This is a genomic window from Planctomycetota bacterium (assembly GCA_016872555.1).
In the GTDB taxonomy this organism is placed as follows: Bacteria; Planctomycetota; Planctomycetia; order Pirellulales; family UBA1268; genus F1-20-MAGs016.
Window position 1 is genome coordinate 1 of sequence record VGZO01000039.1, and the last position, 16,600, is coordinate 16,600.

Consider the following 16,600-nt stretch of genomic DNA (forward strand, 5'->3'; position numbering starts at 1 on the left):
ATCTGCTCGGCGCGATCGGCCTCCGGCATCGCCAGGAGCTTGCGGTGGTCGAACGTCGTGCCCCCGCGCCAGCCCGTCAGGTCCTTGCCGTTGAACAGCGCCGTGAACCCGGGCGGCGGGTCGTCGGCGCGGAGGGATGCGGCGGTGAGCGCGGCGAACAGCAGGGCGGCGATGCAGGGACGACGCATGAACGGGCCTTTCGTGGCGGAATCGCTCGACGGGTGTGGTGGCAGATGACCCGGCCGCCGCTCGACGGCGCGAGATGCCCCGCGCGCTTCGGCCGAGGTCGCCGGAGTGCCGCGGCGGGATTGTGCCACAGCCGTCCCGTCCGCTCAAAGCCCGCCGGCTGCCCGCTGCTCTGCCGCCGAGCGGAGCCGGCCGGTTTCGGCATTCCCCCCGGGACACCGACCGGGGGTAAACTCTCGGGAGAGGTTCGCTGACCGACCGAGGCCCCGATGCTCCGCTCTCGAGCACGCTCGTGCCGTGCCTCGCTGGCCGCATGGCTGCCGCGCGCGCTGGTGGCGCTTGCGACCTGGCCGTCGGCCATCGCCGAGGATCCGGTGCCTGTCTTCGAAGCGGACATTCGGCCGATCCTCCGCGCCCACTGCCTCGACTGCCACGGCGCCGAAGAGGAGCTCAACGGCGGCCTCGACCTGCGGCAGGTGCGGTTCATGGCGAAGGGGGGCGACTCCGGGCCGGCGCTGGTGGCCGGCGATCCCGGCGCGAGCCTGCTCCTTGCCCGCGTCCGGGCCGGCGAGATGCCCCCGGGCAACGCGAAGATGACACCGGCCGAGGTGGCGACGCTCGAGCGCTGGGTCGCCTCGGGGGCGCGGACCGCCCGCGCCGAACCGGAAACGCTGCCCCCGGGGCTGGGGATCACACCCGAGGAGCGGGCCTGGTGGGCGTTTCAACCGCTGGCCCGGCCCGCCGCGCCGGAGGTGCGGCAGCCGGACCTCGTGACGACGCCGATCGACGCGTTCGTGCTCGCGCGACTGGAGCGCGACGGGCTGTCGTTCGGCCCGCCTGCCGACCGGGCCGCGCTGATCTGCCGGGCGACGTTCGACCTCACCGGCCTGCCCCCGTCGGCCGAGGAGGTCGAGGCGTTCGTCGCCGACCCCGATCCCGGCGCCTACGAAAAACTCCTCGACCGGCTCCTCGCTTCGCCGCACTACGGCGAGCGCCAGGCACGCCACTGGCTCGATGCCGCCGGCTACGCCGATTCGTCGGGGGCCAACCAGGACGACACCAAGCGCCCCTATGCGTGGAAGTATCGCGACTGGGTGATCCGCGCCTTCGCCGCCGACATGCCGCTCGACCGGTTCCTCGTCGAGCAACTCGCCGGCGACGAGCTCGTGCCGCCCCCCCATGCCAATCTCGACGCCGCGGCGATCGACCGGCTGACGGCGACCGGCTTCCTGCGGATGGCGGCCGACGGCACGGCCGGCGCCGCCGATCCCGAGGCGGCGCGGCAGGCCGTCGCCGCCGACACGCTGACGATCGTGTCGACGGCGCTGCTCGGCCTGTCGGTGAACTGCGCCCAGTGCCACGACCACCGCTACGACCCGATCCCGCAGGCCGACTACTACGCCCTCCGCGCGATCCTCGCACCGGCCCTCGACCCCGCCGCCTGGAAGACGCCCTCGGAGCGGCTGGTGTCGCTGTTCACCGACGCCGACCGGGCGCGCTGTGCCGAGATCGAGGCCGAGGCGGTGGCGGCACAGAAGACGGTCGACGACACGCAGGCCGAGGCGATCGCCAGGGCCCTCGAGAAAGAGCTCGAAAAGCACCCCGAGGAGCTGCGCGAGCGGCTCCGGACCGCGGCGAAGACGCCGGCCGGCACCCGCACCCCCGAGCAGGTGCAGCTCCTCAAGGAGCGGCCGAGCGTCGACATCACGCCGGGGGTTCTCTACCAATACGATCAGCCCGCGGCCGACGAGCTCAAGAAACTCGCCGACGGGGTGGCCGCGATCCGGGCGAAGAAGCCCGTCGAAGACTTCCTCCACGTGCTCACCGAGCCCCCGGGGCATCTCCCGGTGACGCGCGTGCTCCACCGCGGCGACCACCGGCAGCCGAAGGGGGAGGTGGGGCCGGCCGATCTCCAGGTGACTGGGCCGGAGGGGGAGACGGCGATCGCCGCCGACGACACGGCACTGCCCACCAGCGGCCGGCGCCTCGCCTGGGCACGGCGCCTCACGAGCGGGCGCCACCCGCTCCTCGGCCGGGTCCTCGCCAACCGGTTGTGGATGCAGCACTTCGGGCGCGGGATCGTCGCCACGCCGGCCGATTTCGGTCGCCTCGGCGAGAAGCCGACGCACCCCGAGCTGCTCGATTGGCTCGCGGTGGAGCTCGCCGATTCCGGCTGGAGCGTGAAGCAGTTTCACCGCCTCGTGATGCGGTCGACGGCCTACCGCCAGGCAGCGACGCGCCGCGCCGAGCTCGACGCCGTCGACGCCGACAACCGGCTTCTCGGCCGAATGCCGGTGCGGCGCCTCGACGCCGAGGGGGTGCGCGACCGGATGCTGGCCGCGTCGGGCGCGCTCGACCCGACGCCGTTCGGCGCGCCGGTGCCGGTCAGCGCCGACGACACCGGCGAGTTCGTCGCCGACCCCGCCAAGCCGCGCCGCAGCATCTACGTCGAGCAGCGCCGCAGCATGCCGGTGGCGTTCCTCAGCGCGTTCGACGCGCCGGTGATGGAGACCAACTGCCTGCGGCGGCCGTCGTCGACCGTCGCCGGGCAGGCGCTGGTCCTGATGAACGGTCCGTTCGCGCTCGAGCAGGCGCGGCTGCTGGCCGACAAGGCGCTCGCCGCGGCGCCAGTGCCGGCCGAGGCCGACGCGCTCGGCCCCGGCAGCGTCGCGGCCCTGCTCGAGCCGGCGGTGGTGGAGGCGTGGCGACGGGCGCTGTCGCGTTCCCCCGACGCCGCCGAGCGGCGCGAGGCGCTGGCGTTCCTCGCTGACCAATTGGCGATCCTCCGTCCCGCCGACCCCGTGCCCGGCCGCGAGCCGGCGGCGCCCGCGGCGGCGCGGGCCGAGGCGCTGGCGAATCTCTGCCAGCAGCTCCTTTCCTGCAACGAGTTCCTGTATGTCGACTGACCGGCCAGCCGCCGATGACGACGCCTTGCCGGCCGCGGCGCGCTCGCGCCGCGCGTTCCTCGCCCAGGCCGGCATGGGGCTCGGGGCGGTGGCGCTGGCGGAAATGCTCGCGCGTGAGGGGCTGCTCGCCGCCCCGGCCAAGCCGCCGCTGGGGCCGGTGTCGTTCGACCTCCGCCCCAAGGCCCCGCCTGCGGCGCCGCGGGCGCGGGCGATGATCTCGCTGTTCATGCACGGCGGGCCGGCGCACATGGACCTCACCGATCCCAAGCCGGAGCTGTCGCGCCTCGACGGCGTCGACTACTCGGGCGAGGTCGTCTACAGCTTCGTCAACCGGGCGAGCAAGAAGCTGTTCGGCAGCCCGTGGAAGTTCACGAAGTGCGGTGGGGCGGGGATCGAGATCAGCGAATTGCTGCCCGGACTCCAGGGAATCGCCGACCGGATCTGCCTGGTGCGCTCGATGCACACCGGCCACAACGGCCACGAAGTCTCGATCCGCTATTTCCACGGCGGCATCCCGGCCGTCCTCGGCCGGCCCCACGTGGGGAGCTGGCTGACCTACGCGCTGGGGAGCGAGTCGCAGGACCTGCCCGCCTACATGGTGCTCGTCGATCCCGACGGGCACCCGGTCGACGGCGTCAGCAACTGGTCGAGCGGGTTCATGCCGCCGCTGTTCCAGGGAACGGTCCTCCGCGCCAAGGAGCCGCGGATCCCCGATCTCGTCCCGCCACCGCGTCTCGCCGGCCGGATGCAGGCCCGCAACCTGGCGCTGCTCTCGACCCTCAACCGCCGCCATCTCGCCACCCACCCGGGCGAGTCCGATCTCGAGGCGCGGATCGCGAGCTACGAATTGGCGGCGCGAATGCAACTCGCGGCGACCGACGCGCTCGACATTTCCCGGGAGACTTCCGCCACCCACCGTCTCTACGGCCTCGACGACCCGGCGACGCGCGAATACGGCACGCGCTGCCTGATCGCGCGGCGCCTCGTCGAGCGCGGCGTGCGTTTTGTGCAGTTGTTCCTCGGCGGCCAGCCGTGGGACACCCACACCGGCATCCGCACCGCGCTGCCGGCGATCTGCAAGCGCACCGACCGGCCGGCGGCGGCGCTGGTGACCGACCTCGCCCAGCGCGGCCTGCTCGACACCACGCTCGTCCACTGGGGGGGCGAGATCGGCCGGCTCCCGGTCACCGAGGGGAGCGGCGACCAGTGCGGCCGCGACCACAACGGCCAGGGATTCAGCATCTGGATGGCAGGCGGCGGCATCCGCCCGGGGATGACGTACGGCGCGACCGACGAGGTCGGCCACCGCGCCGTCGAGAACGTCGTCACCCCCAACGACTGGCAGGCGACGGTGCTCTCCCTGTTCGGGCTCGACCACGACGCGCTCGTCTACCGCCACAACGGCGTCGAGCAGCGGATCACCGCCGGGCGCACCGCCCGCGTCGTCACCGAAGTCCTCGCCTGATCCCCGTGGCGCTCCCAGCCATGACCGACCGCGTGACGCCGCTGCGGGCCGCCGTCGCCGTGCTGGCATGGGCCGTCGCCACCGTCGGCCGCGCGGCCGACCCCGCGCCCGTCGTGGCGGCGTTCGAGCGGTTCGCCCGAACCGCGCCGGACAGTCCCGGGCATCTGCCGCCGGCGGCCGCCGGACGCATCCTCGTCGGCGAGCTCGGCTGCGCCGCCTGCCATGCCTCGCCCGACGAGCAACTCGCGGCCAAGCCGGGGCCCGACCTCTCCGGCGTCGGCGGGCGCGTCGCGCTGGATTGGCTGGCGGCGTTCCTCGCCGAGCCGTCCCGCGCCGCCCCCGGCACGACGATGCCCCACGCGCTGGCGGCCGCACCGGAGGGCGAGCGCGACGGGCTCGTCAGGGCACTGGCCGCCTATCTCGGGTCCCTCCGCGCCGAGGTGCCGCTGCCGAAGCCGAGCGGTCTCAATCCGATGCCGCCGGCGTTCTGGGAACGGGGCACCGCGACGACGGGGCGGACGCTCTACCACCGCGTCGGCTGCGTCGCCTGCCACGATCCACTGCCGGGCCACGCGGGGCGCGCCGGGCCGATGGCGCGCGAGGCGTTGGCCGCCGACCTCGACGTCGACGACCGGATCGCGGCCGGACTGCCGGCACTCGAGGCGCCGTTCCGGTCGGTAACGCTGTCGCACGTGGGGTCGAAATACACGCGCCGTGGTCTGACCGAGTTTCTCCTCGTGCCGCTCCATGCTCGGCCGGCGGGACGGATGCCCGACATGAAACTCAAGGCGATCGAGGCGGCCGACATCGCCGCGGCGCTCCTCGAGGCGCTTCCCGGCGACGGCCCGGTGCCGGCGGCCGACCCGGCCGGCGGCACGGCTGCCGCCGACCTCGTCGAGCGCGGCCGAGCGGCCTTCGCCGAGTGGCGCTGCCACGCCTGCCACACGACCGGCGCGCCCTCCGCCACATCCTCCGCGACGCCGCTGGCCGATCTCGACCCGGCCGCGCCGCGCTCGTGCATCGCCGCGGCGCCGGCCACGGGAGCCGCCGGCCGCGCACCGATCCACTATCCGCTCGACGGCGCGCAGCGTGCCGCGATCACCGCGATGTTCGGTGCGCGCGCCGACGGCCGCGCCCCGCTGGAGACGGCGCTCCACCGGCTCAACTGCCTCGCCTGCCACGAGCGCGACGGCCGCGGCGGCGTGGGACACGGACGGACGGAGTTCTTCGAGACACTCGGCCAAGTCGATCTCGGCGACGAGGGACGGCTGCCGCCGCGCCTCGACGGCGTCGGTGCCCGCCTCACGCCGGCTTGGCTCGCCAAGGTCCTCGACGGCTCGGGGACGCTGCGGCCGTTCATGCTCGCGCGGATGCCGGCCTACCCCCAGGTGCTCGTCAAGCCGCTGCCGGCAACGCTCGCCGCGGCCGACCGGAGAGGCGACGACGTCCCCTTCCCGCCACCGCTTCCCGACGACCCGGCGGCGCGGGCCGAAACGTTCGACGGCGCGGCGCGGATCCTCGACGCCGGCTGCATCCAGTGCCACGCGCTCGGGGAGCACGCGCTCCCCGGCGTGATCGGCGTCAACCTCGCCGACGTGACCAAGCGCGTCGAGCCGGCCTGGTTCCGCCGGCTCCTCCTCCATCCGCAGGATGTCCGGCCGCTGACGAAGATGCCGGCGTTCTTCGGCGACACGCGCCCGCGCACGATCCTCGACGGCGATGCCGAGCGCCAGGTGGCCGCGGTCTGGCACTGGCTCGCGCAGAAGCAGCCCGCGCCGCTCCCGGCACGGATCCGCGAGGCGGCGGCCAGCGACGTCGAGCTCGTGCCGACCGACCGGCCGATCGTGTTCCGCACCTTCATGTCGCGTGCCGGGACGCACGCGATCGCGGTCGGCTTCCCGGCCGGCGTCCATGTCGCGTTCGACGCCGAGCGCTGCCGCCTCGCCGAAGCGTGGCGCGGGCGGTTCGTCGACGCCCGTGGCACCTGGATCCTCGCCAAGAGCGCGCCCCCCACCGATCCGCTCGGAGCGGCCGTGCCGATCGATGCCGGACCTCCCGTCGCCCCGCTCACCGACGACGCCGCGCCGTGGCCGGACGACGTCGCCGTGCGGTTCCTCGGCTACGCGCTCGACGCGGCGGGCGTCCCCACGCTCCGCTGGACGGTGGCCGGGACGACCGTGACGGAGCGCTACGAGCCGGTCACCGGGGGGCTCGCGCGCCGGTTCTCCGCTGCCGGTGCCGCGCCGGACGCGGCGCTGGTGGTGCGCCTCGCGGCCGGGCAGGCGCTCGAGCCCCGCGCCGCCAACACCGATCGGCTCACCGTGGCGCGGGAGGATGGCGTCGTCGTCAGCGTCGCCGCAGCGGCCCGGCCGCGGTTGCGAGAGCGGCGAGATTCGCGGGAGTGGCTCGTCGAGCTCCCCGCCGACGGCACGGCCGTGGAGGTGCTCTACCGATGGTGATCGCACGTCGAGCACCGGCCCTGCTCCTGGCTGCCGTAACGCTCGTGGCGCGCGGCGCCACGCTCGAAGACGAGGCGCGGCATTACCGGATCGTCACGATCGCGGCGCCGGAGGCGATCCGCGAGTCGCGCGACACCGGCTGGAAGGCGCCGCCGGGGGGCCCGGTTCTCGAGGTCAGCGGGATCGCGCTGCCGACCGATCCGGCGGCCCCCGCGGCGCTTGCCGTCGCGACACGGCAGGGGGAGATCTGGCTCGTCGATGGCGCCGACGCGATCCCGCCCGCGTCGGTCCGCTACCGGCGGTTCGCGGCGGGCCTCCACGAGCCGCTCGGCCTCGAATGGCGCGACGGCGCCTTCTGGACCGCTCAGCGCTCCGAGTTGACGCGGATCGCCGACACCGACGGCGACGGCACGGCCGACGACTATGCGTCGGCGGCGCGCGGCTGGGGGGTGACCGGCCACTACCACGAATACGCCTACGGGCCGAAGCGCGACGGCCAGGGGCGCGTCTGGCTCACGCTCAACACCGGGCTCAACCTCCGCCCCGAGCACCTCGGCGCCACCGTCCGCAACGACGTGCTCGGCTATTCCCAGGGGCGCTGGCGCGGCTGGGCGCTGGTCGTCGGCGAGGATGGCGCGCTCGAGCCGATCTGCTGCGGCCTGCGCAGCCCGTCGGGGCTCGGGGCCAATGCGGGCGGGGAGATGTTCGCCACCGACCAGCAGGGCAACTGGATCGCCACCGGCAGCCTCGTACACCTCGAGCGTGGCGGGTTCTACGGCCATCCGGAGAGCCTCGCCTCGACCGACCTGGCCGGCTCTCCACTCCCCACGCACGCTGCCGACGGCACTCTGCAACTGACGCCGATCGTCGAGGGGCTCACCTGGCCCGAGGCGGTGAAGCGGATGCCGTTCCTCGAGCCACCGGCAGTCTGGTTTCCCTACCGCAAGGCGGGGCAGTCGGCGACCGACATCTGCCTCGACTCGAGCGCCGGGAAGTTCGGGCCGTTCACGGGGCAGTTGTTCGTCGGCGAGTTCACGCAGGCGTCGATCCACCGCGTGTTCCTCGAGGAGGTCGACGGGGCCTGGCAGGGGGCGGTGTTCCCGTTCCGTGCCGGCTTCGCCTCGGCGGTGCTGCGCCTCGCCCAGGCCCCCGACGGCAGCCTCTACGCCGGCCTCACCAACCGCGGCTGGAGCAGCCTCGGTCCCGCCGCCTACGGACTGGAGCGCCTCGTCTGGACCGGCGTCACGCCGTTCGAGATCCGCGCGCTCCGGGCGCTGGCCGACGGATTCGAACTCGAGTTCACGCTTCCGGTCGATCCCGCCACCGCGGCGCGCCCCGAGGCCTATGCCCTGTCGAGCTACACCTACCTCTACCACTCGAAATACGGCAGCGACGAGATCGGCACCCGGCCGCTCGCCGTGCGCCGCGCCGTCGTCTCCGCCGACGCCCTTCGCGTCCGCCTCGAGGTCGAGGGACTGCGGGCGCTGCACGTCCACGAGCTCGACGCCTCGGGCATCCGCGCCGCCGACGGCGCCCCCCTGCTCCATCCGCAGGCCTGGTACACGCTCAACCGGATCCCGGCGCCGCCGTGACGAGAAAAGAGGCGAGCCGGGGCAGCATGTGACGGCGCGCGACTCGGTCACCGCGGGGCTGCACCCTCCGGTGCAGCCGGCGTGGCACTGACCCACAGATCGATCACGTGCTCTGGGCCGCACGCGGCGGTCGCGAGCGGCGCCGAGTCGGGTTGCCCCTCCGCCCGGGCCACGATTCGCACCGGCCCCGAGTAGGGCTCGCGGCAGACGATCTCGAGCGTGACCTTTTTCGCCGCGTCCCCCTCCGCCGGCGACACCACCGCCGCTGCCTCGATCCCCGCGGCGAGGGGCTCGCAGCCGATCGCCAGCGGCGTGGCGAATCCATGGCGGCGGTCGATCGCGACCTCGACCGCGATCGGCTTGCCGACGGTGCCCGTCACCGCATCGGTGGCGACGGACAGCCGGACAGCCGGCGCCTCCGGCTCGATCGACACGCGGAATCCGTGCCACGGCGACGCACCGTCGCGCCGGTCGGCGACGGCGAGTTGATAGTCTCCGTCGGCGGGCGGTTGCCAGACAAAGCGCTCGTCGGCCGCGTCGTGGACGAACAGCCGGCGGCCGGCGGCGTCGTGGATCGTCACGACCGGATCGGCAGCCGAACCGATGCTCCGTGCCGCGCACTCGATCGCCAGGCGTTTTCCCTTCACGGCCCCGAACCGGACGCCGCGGGCCTCGCCGGCGGTCTCCAGGCAACCGGTGACGCAGGCGGGAAGCGCCGCCAAGGGTGTGGCCCGCGGCCACGGCCCGGCCTCGACGACTGCCGCCGTCGTCTCCGGGATCTCGACCAGCCCCGCCGCGCCGGGGAGCGTCGCGGTCCGCACGGTGCCCCCACCGGCGACGGCAGCCTGCCCCGGCGTCGAGAGCACGACCGGAACAGCGGCCAGATCGACGCCGCGCGGCGCGAGCGCCGCCGTGGCGCCGATCGCCCCCGGCACGCAGCCGGTAAGGAGCGGCCCGTCGGTGAGCGTGAGGCGGTAGACGAACGACGCGCCACCGGCCAGGCCGATCGTGCTGTCGGGAGTGGCCGGCAGGCCGAAGACGCGCACGACGACCGGCCCGGCGCGCTTCGTCACGTGGACGATCCGCGGGTCGAGGCCGGCGGCATCGAGGTTGCGCTCGATCAGCGCCCCGCGCTCGTCGAGCAGGTCGAGGCCCGGATCGAACGGGCTGGAGAGCCGGCCGTGGGCATCGACCGCGGCCACGAGCCTCTGCCCGGCAGTCAACTCGACGCGGAAGCAATCGACCTGCCCCGGTTTGTCGAGAATGCCGTCGACGACGACCGGCAACGAGATTGCCTGCGCCGTACGCGGCGCGTCGTTGGGCTCCGACTCAGGGAGCGCCGGCAGCGAGTCGACCACGAACCGGCGCACGGCCGACGCGCCGGTGGCGTCGTGAAACCGTAGGCGGTGCACGCCGGCGGCCCCGTCGGCAGGCACCGCGACGGTGAACGTCCCCGGCGTGTCGGTGCAGGCGATGGCGAGCTGGCCGCGGTCGGTCCAGATGCCGACCGGCCAGACGGGAAAGGTGCCGCTGGCCACGACCGTCGTCGTCGCCGCGGGGATGCCCCCCGGGGGAAAGAGATGGTCGGCACGGGGTGCCGCGGCGGCCAGGCCGGGCACGAGCACCGCGGCGACGATCGCCCCCCGGCACCTCACCCCATCAGTTCCGCGATCGGGGTCGGATCGGCCACGAGAAACGTCGGCCGGCCGGCAGGGGTGATGAAGTGCATCCCCGGATCGATGCCGAGCTTGGCATACACGGTGGCGACGAAGTTTTCCGGCGCGAGGACGCGGTCGCGGGCGGCATGGCCGAGCCGGTCGGTCGCGCCGACGACGAGCCCGCCCGGCGTGCCCCCGCCGGCAAACAGGATCGACATCGCGCTCGACCAGTGGTCGCGGCCGGCCTTCGTCTGCCCCGGCAGGACCGACAGCTTCGGCGTCCGGCCGAACTCGCCGAGGACGATGACCATCGTCGTGTCGAGGAGGCCGCGTCGGTCGAGGTCGCCGATCAGCGCGGCGATCGTCCGGTCGAAGGCGGGGAGCCGCTTCTCGAGCGCCCCGAAGAGATCGGCATGGTGGTCCCAGCCGCCGTCGTTGATCGTCACGAACGGAACGCCCGCCTCGACGAGGCGCCGTGCCAGCAGGGCCCGCTGGCCGAGGCCGTCGCGGCCATAGGCGTCGCGGACCGCGTCGGGTTCGGCGGCGATGTCGAAGGCCTGCTGCGCCTCCGGTGTCGTCACGAGCCTCTCCCCCTGGGCGTAGTAGTCGTCGAGAACCCGGACCGGATCGGCGACGGCGGGATCGTCGTGCCGCGGCAGGCGATCGACGAGGCGGCGCAGGTCCTGCCGGGCGGCGAACCGGTCCGACTCGATCCCGGCCGGGAGGGCGAGGTCGCGGACGCGGAATCCCTTGGCGTTGGGATCGTCGGCAATCACGAACGGCGCGTGGCGGGCGCCGAGGAAGCTCGGGCCCCCCGAGCGCGTCATGCTCGGCATCGAGAAGTAGGCCGGCATGCCGTGGGGCGCGGTGCGCTCGTGGGCGACGACGCTTCCCAGACTCGGGTGAAAGCTGACGAACGCGCCGCAGCCGACGGGGATCCGCGGCGGAGCGCCGGTCATCATGTAATGATTGCCGGCACCGTGATTACCCTGGTCGTGGCAGACCGAGCGAACCAGCGCGTAGCGGTCGGCGATCTTCGCCAGCTCGGGAAGGTGCTCGCAGATCTGCGTGCCCGGCACGGCGGTGGAAATCGCGGCAAACTCCCCGCGCGTCTCGGCAGGGGCGTCGGGCTTGGGATCGAACGTCTCGAGGTGGGTCGGTCCGCCGTCGAGCCAGACGAGGATGCAGGCCTTCGCCCGGGCCGTCGCCGGAGCCGGCCCCGCGCCCTGCGCCGCCCCGAGGAGGCCGCAGATCCCGCCGAGTGTGCCGCCGGCGAGGCCACCGAGTCCGAGGCGCAGGCCCGTGCGCCGCGAGACCGGCAAGTCGGAGCGAGTTGCACTGCGTCGCGCGTCACCCATCGTCCACCTCCTCGCCCGGGTCACGGGCGGCCAGTCTGTTTTCGTCAATCCTCGTACACGAACTCCGCCGAGTTCAAAAGCGCCCAGAGGATGTCTTCCACGACCCGCCGGCGCGGCCGCCCCTCACGAGCGAACTCCGCCTCGAGTACCGCGCGCTCGGCGCTGGTCGGAAACCGTGCGTAGGCAGCCAGATAGAGCTCGTCGACGAGCGCCGCCGGCGGCAGGTCGGTGGCGGCGAGGCGGGCCGCCGCGCCGGTGTCGGCGGCGATCTTGGCGGCGATCTGCGGGCCATTGAGGAGGTGGAGCGTCTGGACGACGGTGGCGTCGGGGTCGCGCTGGCAGGGCGGGTCTTGATTGGGATCGGGGCGGCCGAAGACGTCGAGGAACGTCGAGCCGGTGCGGTGGGTCCACAGCTGGACCGCGCGCGACTCGGGAGGCGCCCCGGCATAGACGGTGGGCACTTCGGTGACGTCGTCGATCGCGTCGGCGAGCACCTCGGCGCGGAGCCGGCGGCGGAGGCGGCGCGAGAAGTTGCGGTGATCGCCGGCGTTGGTCGCGTCGGGGGTGCTCGAGGCGGCGTAGACGTGCGACGCCATGATCGTGGCGATGAACCGCTTGGTGTCCATGCCGAGGCGGCGGTACTCGGCGGCGAGGGCGTCGAGAAGCGCGGGGTTGGAGGGGGGATTGGTGGCGCGGAGGTCGTCGACGGGATCGACGATCCCGACGCCCATCAGGTCGGCCCAGACGCGGTTGGCCGCGGCGCGGAAAAAGAGCGGGTTGTCGGCCGCGGTCATCCACCCGACCAGCGCCCCCCGCGGGTCTTCCCAGGCGGCCGGCTCGGGCGCCGCGCCAAACAGCGGCCGCGGGGGGAGGACGGCGCCGGTGAGGGGATGGCGGACCTCGCCGCGGTCGGCGAGCGTGACGAACTCCTCGCCGCCGGAGATCGGCGGCGACAGCCCGGTGCCGCGGTAGCCGACGCGGCCGAAAAACGCCGCCAGCGCGTAGAAGTCGGCCTGCCCGTAGCGCTCGAAGGGATGCTGGTGGCACTTGGCGCACTCCAGCCGCGTCCCGAGGAACAGCTGGCTGACCATCGTCACGATCTCGTCGGGACTGCGCCGGTCGCGGAACATCGTCGTCGCGCCGTCGCGGAACGTGCTGCCGCGCGCCGTCACCAGTTCGCGCACGAACCGGTCGTAGGGGAGGTTGCGGCGAAAGGCGTCACGGAGGAATCCGTCGAGCGCCATCGTCGCCTTGATGCCGACCCGGTAGGGATTGGGACGGAGCAGGTCGGCCCACTTGTTGGCCTGGAAGTCGGCATACTCGCCGCGCTCGAGGAGCGCCGCGACGAGCCGCGCCCGCTTGTCGGGGGCCGTGTCGGCGAGGAATGCCCGCGCCTCGGCGACGGTCGGGAGCCGGCCGATGACGTCGACGTGCGCCCGGCGCAGGAACGTCGAGTCCGAGCACGGCCCGCTCGGCACGATCCCGAGCTGTTCCAAGCGGGCATGGACCAGGTCGTCGATGAAATTGGCACGCGGCAGGCCGGCGTACGCCGCCGGGTCGACCCCGGCCGGCCGCGCGACACCGGTGTCCCAGGTGGCGATCAAGCCCATGTACCGCGCCATCACCGTCGCCTCGCCGGGGTGGCTTCCGGCGGTCGCCCTGCCCCCCGCGGCGAGCCTGACGATCCCGGGTTCGCTCGACTGCCAGGCGCAGTCGCCGGTCACTTCGCGGCGCGAACCGTCGGTGAGGATCGCGGTGGCGGCCAGCGTCAGCTCCTCGCCGGCGGCGAGCAGGCGTGGCGTGGGGCCGATCTCGACGCGGTCGACACGCGGGTCGGCGGGCCCGGCGCGCGGCGCGCCGGAAGCGATCCAGGCGGCGATCCGGTGGTGGTCGTCGCTCTCGGGCTCGATCCGCTTGCCGCCACCATGGGGCTCGGCCGCGGTCGCCTTGAGCAGCAACAGGCTGTGGTCCGGAGCGGCGAAGTCGATACGCCGGCCGCGGGCTCCCGAGACGATGGAGCGGTGGTCACCGTCGGGATCGAAGCCGAACAACGAGAGCGCGAAGCCGTTTTTGCCCCCCGACTTGCCGTGACACCCGCCGGCGTTGCAGCCGCGGGCGGTGAGGATCGGGAGGATGTCGGTTTCGAAGAGCAGCCGCTCGGCTGCCCCGCTGCTGGAAGCCGAGGCAAGCGCCACTGCGACCGCTGCGATCCGCACCACAGAGAGGGCGCCCGTTTTCACCGCGCGACTCCGGCGGAGGGCCACAAGCAGAAAACAGACGCAAGACCCGCAAACCCCCTCGCGAGAAGTGAAAGATTACCACGACGGCGTTTCGTCGGCCAACTTTGAAGATCCAGGCGAGTCCGCCGACTTCAAAGCCCCTTCGTATTGACGGCAGCGGGCCGCCGGTTCACCGGGCCGGCTCTCCCCAGATCTCCCCCAGCAGGGCGGCGATCGCCGGCTCGGTCTCGAGGAGCTCCGCCCGGTTGAACGGGTGGAAGTCGTTGCTGCCGAACCACGCCTCCGTCATCTCGGCGAAGAACTCCTTGTGGTCGGTGAGCGCGTAGTGGCGCGTCCGCGACCCATCGAACAGCAGCGTGCGCTCGCCGCGGCCGAGCGCGGCGTAGCGTTCGAAGGCGGCGATGATCCGCGGCTCGTCGAACGACAGGACGCGGTCGTGGTAGGCATGGGCCAGCTCGTGGAGCATCACCCACGGCTGCTCGCGGGCGGTCCGCGGCGTCGCCACCTGGGCGGCGATCGGCACGTGCACGCACTTGGCGAGGTCGGCCGGGTAGCCGTGTGACGTGAGCCATTCCGGGCTGGGGTGGTACTGCATGCTCTGCAGGTCGCCACACTCCAGATCGACGACGATCGGCACCTCGCGGAGCCGGGTGAGGGGCTCGGCGGGCACCACCGTGCGGACGTCGGCGAGCTTGGCGGCGAGGCAGCGGAGGGTCTCCGTCCCGAGGGCTTCCTCAGGTCCGCCGGGCAGGAGACGCTCGTCGACGCGAAGTGTCCATCCTTCGACGAGGCGGGGAGCGCGGGCGGCGGGCTGGCCGGCCGGGGTGTCGGCGGCGTGGCCGGCAGGGGGTGAGCCGGCGATGGCGGCGAGGAGCGCCAGACCCGTGAAAACACGATGAATGCCGGCACGATCGGAGCGACGGCGCCCGGACACGAGGCGAGAGGACCGATGCATACGGGAATTTCCTGGGCGGCGGGGGGGCGGGCACCGGAACGTGAGTATTCCGTGTGATCGAACCGGCGTCGAACGGCCTCCGTAGACTTCCACCATGAACATCGTCATGGACGACTTTCTCGAGCGGGAACTGCTGCGGCTCGCCGCTGAGCAGGGGCGCGATCTGAGCGAAGTGGTCGAGACGGCCCTCCGCAACTACATCGTGGCCGAGCGTTTCGCCGACGACCTCGACGACGCTCCGGCCGGCGCGGTGGACGACGCCGTCGAGACGGGCTTGCCGCTCGGGGCGGAATGGACCGCCGACGAGCTATCGGGCGTGGGGCTCGACGACGACTGACGGGCGCAGGGTCGGCACGTCACGACCAGGGAGACCGTGGCCCCGGTGATCGGCCGCTCGATGCGGCCACGCGCGTAAATCAGGACCCCGCCCGGGTTCGGCCACCGACGGTCAGCCCGCGCCGCCGACGGTGATCGCGTTGGCGAGGATCCACGGCAGCCGTTCGCCGGCGACGTCGAGCCAGGCCTCGACGCGAAAAGTCCCGCTGCCGGCGACGGGCCAGTCGAGCTCGCCCCCTTTGGCCTCGTGGACGACCGTCCCGTCGCGCACGACGCGCCACCGCGCCGGCAGCGGTGCCCGGGCCACGAGGCGTGCGCCCGGCGCCGCGGCGACACGGCTCCCCAACTCGTGGCGCACACCGCCGTCGAGCAGCGCGCAGTCGAAGCCGGTGGCATCGGCGATCCAGTCGAAGGCGACGAACGCCCGCCCCGCCTCGAGCGCCGCAAAGATGGCGTCACGCGACAGCTCCCCGGCGAGCACGTGCGTGCCGACGTGCCGGAGGCTCGACTCGTAGGGATCGAGCTGGAGGCGAAACAGCTCGTCGCCGGCGCGGGCCGACTCCGGAACGGGGAGCACGCCGCGGACCACGGCGGCATCGAGGACGAGCAACTTCTCGTCGAGCGCGTCGGCGACTCGGGCCCGGCCGTCGTCGGTGAGGCGGACGACGAGCCCGACGTTGCGGTGGGCGTCGTTGGCGGAGACGCCGACGTGGGGCGCGCGGCGCGAGAGCTCGTCCCAGTGGCGGAGATAGAGGACCGGCTCGTCCTGGAGCGCCGAGAACGCCTCCTGCGGCCAGGTGCGCACCAGCGGCGCCACCTGCACGAGCCACAGCGGGTTCTTGAGCGCCGCGAACAGCCGTTTCTCCTCCTTGAAGTCGGCGTGCGTGTTGTAGATCTCGCAGCCGGTCAGGCCGTCGAGCCGCCAGTCGAGGCGCTCCTCAGGGTGGGAGAGAAAGGCCAGCCCGCCACGCTGGCGGACACGGCGGACGAGATCCTGCGGCGTGAGCGTGGCATGCTCGGGGACCGGCTCGCGCGGAAAGAGGAGCAGCCCCTGCGTCTCGGCGCCCGGCACGAGCAACACGCCGTCGCGGACGCCGGCATGGCCGTCGGCGACGAAATCGAACGCGGCCGAGGGATGCTCGGTGAACAGCAGGGCGTCGGTGCCGACAGCCTTGGCGGCGGCGACGATTTCCTCGACGGTGCCCCGGCTGTCGTGCGACAGGGCCGAATGGACGTGGAGGTTGACGCGGTATTCGCGGAGCGCCCCGGGGCGGTCGAGTGTGCGGCGGGCGGCGGCCAGCTCGGCCCGTGCCGCGGCGATCCGTCCGAGCCGGGCGGCCGTGAGCCGGTCGAAGGCATCGTCGGCGACCGCCACTCCCCACCGGCAGCCGCCGAGGATCGCGACCGCAAGCACCGCGTGAAGCAAACCACGCATCCGGTTCATC

10 protein-coding genes and 2 pseudogenes are annotated in these 16,600 nt (G+C 73.4%); 5 read left to right on the plus strand and 7 right to left on the minus strand.

Features of this window, described 5'->3' with window-relative positions; all coding sequences use genetic code 11:
• Positions 1-188: DUF1080 domain-containing protein (locus tag FJ309_12705; protein ID MBM3955457.1), on the minus strand; the 188-nt coding region annotated here is incomplete at its 3' end.
• Between the two features lie 267 nt (positions 189-455).
• Here FJ309_12705 and FJ309_12710 point away from each other — a divergent pair.
• From FJ309_12710 to FJ309_12720, 3 genes and pseudogenes are all read left to right on the plus strand, one after another.
• Positions 456-3,092, plus strand: coding sequence for a DUF1549 domain-containing protein (locus FJ309_12710; GenBank protein ID MBM3955458.1), 2,637 nt, complete (start codon positions 456-458; stop codon positions 3,090-3,092).
• Between the two features lie 73 nt (positions 3,093-3,165).
• Positions 3,166-4,557 (plus strand): DUF1501 domain-containing protein, encoded by a 1,392-nt coding sequence (locus FJ309_12715; protein ID MBM3955459.1) that lies wholly within the window; start codon positions 3,166-3,168, stop codon positions 4,555-4,557.
• A 20-nt stretch (positions 4,558-4,577) separates the two neighbouring features.
• Positions 4,578-4,988, plus strand: a pseudogene (locus tag FJ309_12720) (cytochrome c).
• Positions 4,989-6,414: 1,426 nt separating this feature from the next.
• Here FJ309_12720 and FJ309_12725 read toward each other — a convergent pair.
• Positions 6,415-6,762: pseudogene (locus FJ309_12725) on the minus strand (hypothetical protein).
• Positions 6,763-7,060: 298 nt separating this feature from the next.
• Between FJ309_12725 and FJ309_12730 the strand changes: the two are divergent.
• Complete coding sequence (locus FJ309_12730; GenBank protein MBM3955460.1) at positions 7,061-8,608, plus strand: hypothetical protein; 1,548 nt, start codon at positions 7,061-7,063, stop codon at positions 8,606-8,608.
• A 47-nt stretch (positions 8,609-8,655) separates the two neighbouring features.
• Here FJ309_12730 and FJ309_12735 read toward each other — a convergent pair whose 3' ends face one another.
• From FJ309_12735 to FJ309_12750, 4 genes are all read right to left on the minus strand, one after another.
• A complete protein-coding gene (locus tag FJ309_12735) occupies positions 8,656-10,263 on the minus strand; it encodes a hypothetical protein (protein ID MBM3955461.1) in 1,608 nt (535 codons plus the stop codon).
• Positions 10,260-11,624, minus strand: a complete 1,365-nt coding sequence (locus FJ309_12740; protein MBM3955462.1) for a DUF1501 domain-containing protein — start codon at positions 11,622-11,624, stop codon at positions 10,260-10,262. The genes FJ309_12735 and FJ309_12740 overlap by 4 nt, the downstream gene beginning before the upstream one ends.
• A gap of 44 nt (positions 11,625-11,668) precedes the next feature.
• The gene (locus tag FJ309_12745) at positions 11,669-13,864 is read right to left on the minus strand and encodes a DUF1549 domain-containing protein (protein MBM3955463.1); all 2,196 of its coding nucleotides are present in this window, start codon (positions 13,862-13,864) and stop codon (positions 11,669-11,671) included.
• Between the two features lie 169 nt (positions 13,865-14,033).
• Positions 14,034-14,819 (minus strand): metallopeptidase, encoded by a 786-nt coding sequence (locus FJ309_12750; protein ID MBM3955464.1) that lies wholly within the window; start codon positions 14,817-14,819, stop codon positions 14,034-14,036.
• Positions 14,820-14,913: 94 nt separating this feature from the next.
• On the opposite strand from FJ309_12750, the gene FJ309_12755 reads away from it, so the two are divergent.
• The gene (locus FJ309_12755; protein ID MBM3955465.1) at positions 14,914-15,156 is read left to right on the plus strand and encodes a hypothetical protein; all 243 of its coding nucleotides are present in this window, start codon (positions 14,914-14,916) and stop codon (positions 15,154-15,156) included.
• Between the two features lie 111 nt (positions 15,157-15,267).
• Here the strand turns inward: FJ309_12755 and FJ309_12760 are convergent, their stop codons facing one another.
• Positions 15,268-16,599 (minus strand): hypothetical protein, encoded by a 1,332-nt coding sequence (locus tag FJ309_12760; protein MBM3955466.1) that lies wholly within the window; start codon positions 16,597-16,599, stop codon positions 15,268-15,270.
• Position 16,600: the final 1 nt, after the last annotated feature.

Excerpts from the sequence above, each read along its gene's own strand:
- FJ309_12710 (MBM3955458.1), top strand. The coding sequence starts at position 456 with ATGCTCCGCTCTCGAGCACGCTCGTGCCGTGCCTCGCTGGCCGCATGG.
- FJ309_12715 (MBM3955459.1), top strand. The coding sequence starts at position 3,166 with ATGGGGCTCGGGGCGGTGGCGCTGGCGGAAATGCTCGCGCGTGAGGGG.
- FJ309_12740 (MBM3955462.1), bottom strand. The coding sequence starts at position 11,624 with ATGGGTGACGCGCGACGCAGTGCAACTCGCTCCGACTTGCCGGTCTCG.
- FJ309_12750 (MBM3955464.1), bottom strand. The coding sequence starts at position 14,819 with ATGCATCGGTCCTCTCGCCTCGTGTCCGGGCGCCGTCGCTCCGATCGT.
- FJ309_12755 (MBM3955465.1), top strand. The coding sequence starts at position 14,914 with ATGAACATCGTCATGGACGACTTTCTCGAGCGGGAACTGCTGCGGCTC.
- FJ309_12760 (MBM3955466.1), bottom strand. The coding sequence starts at position 16,599 with ATGAACCGGATGCGTGGTTTGCTTCACGCGGTGCTTGCGGTCGCGATC.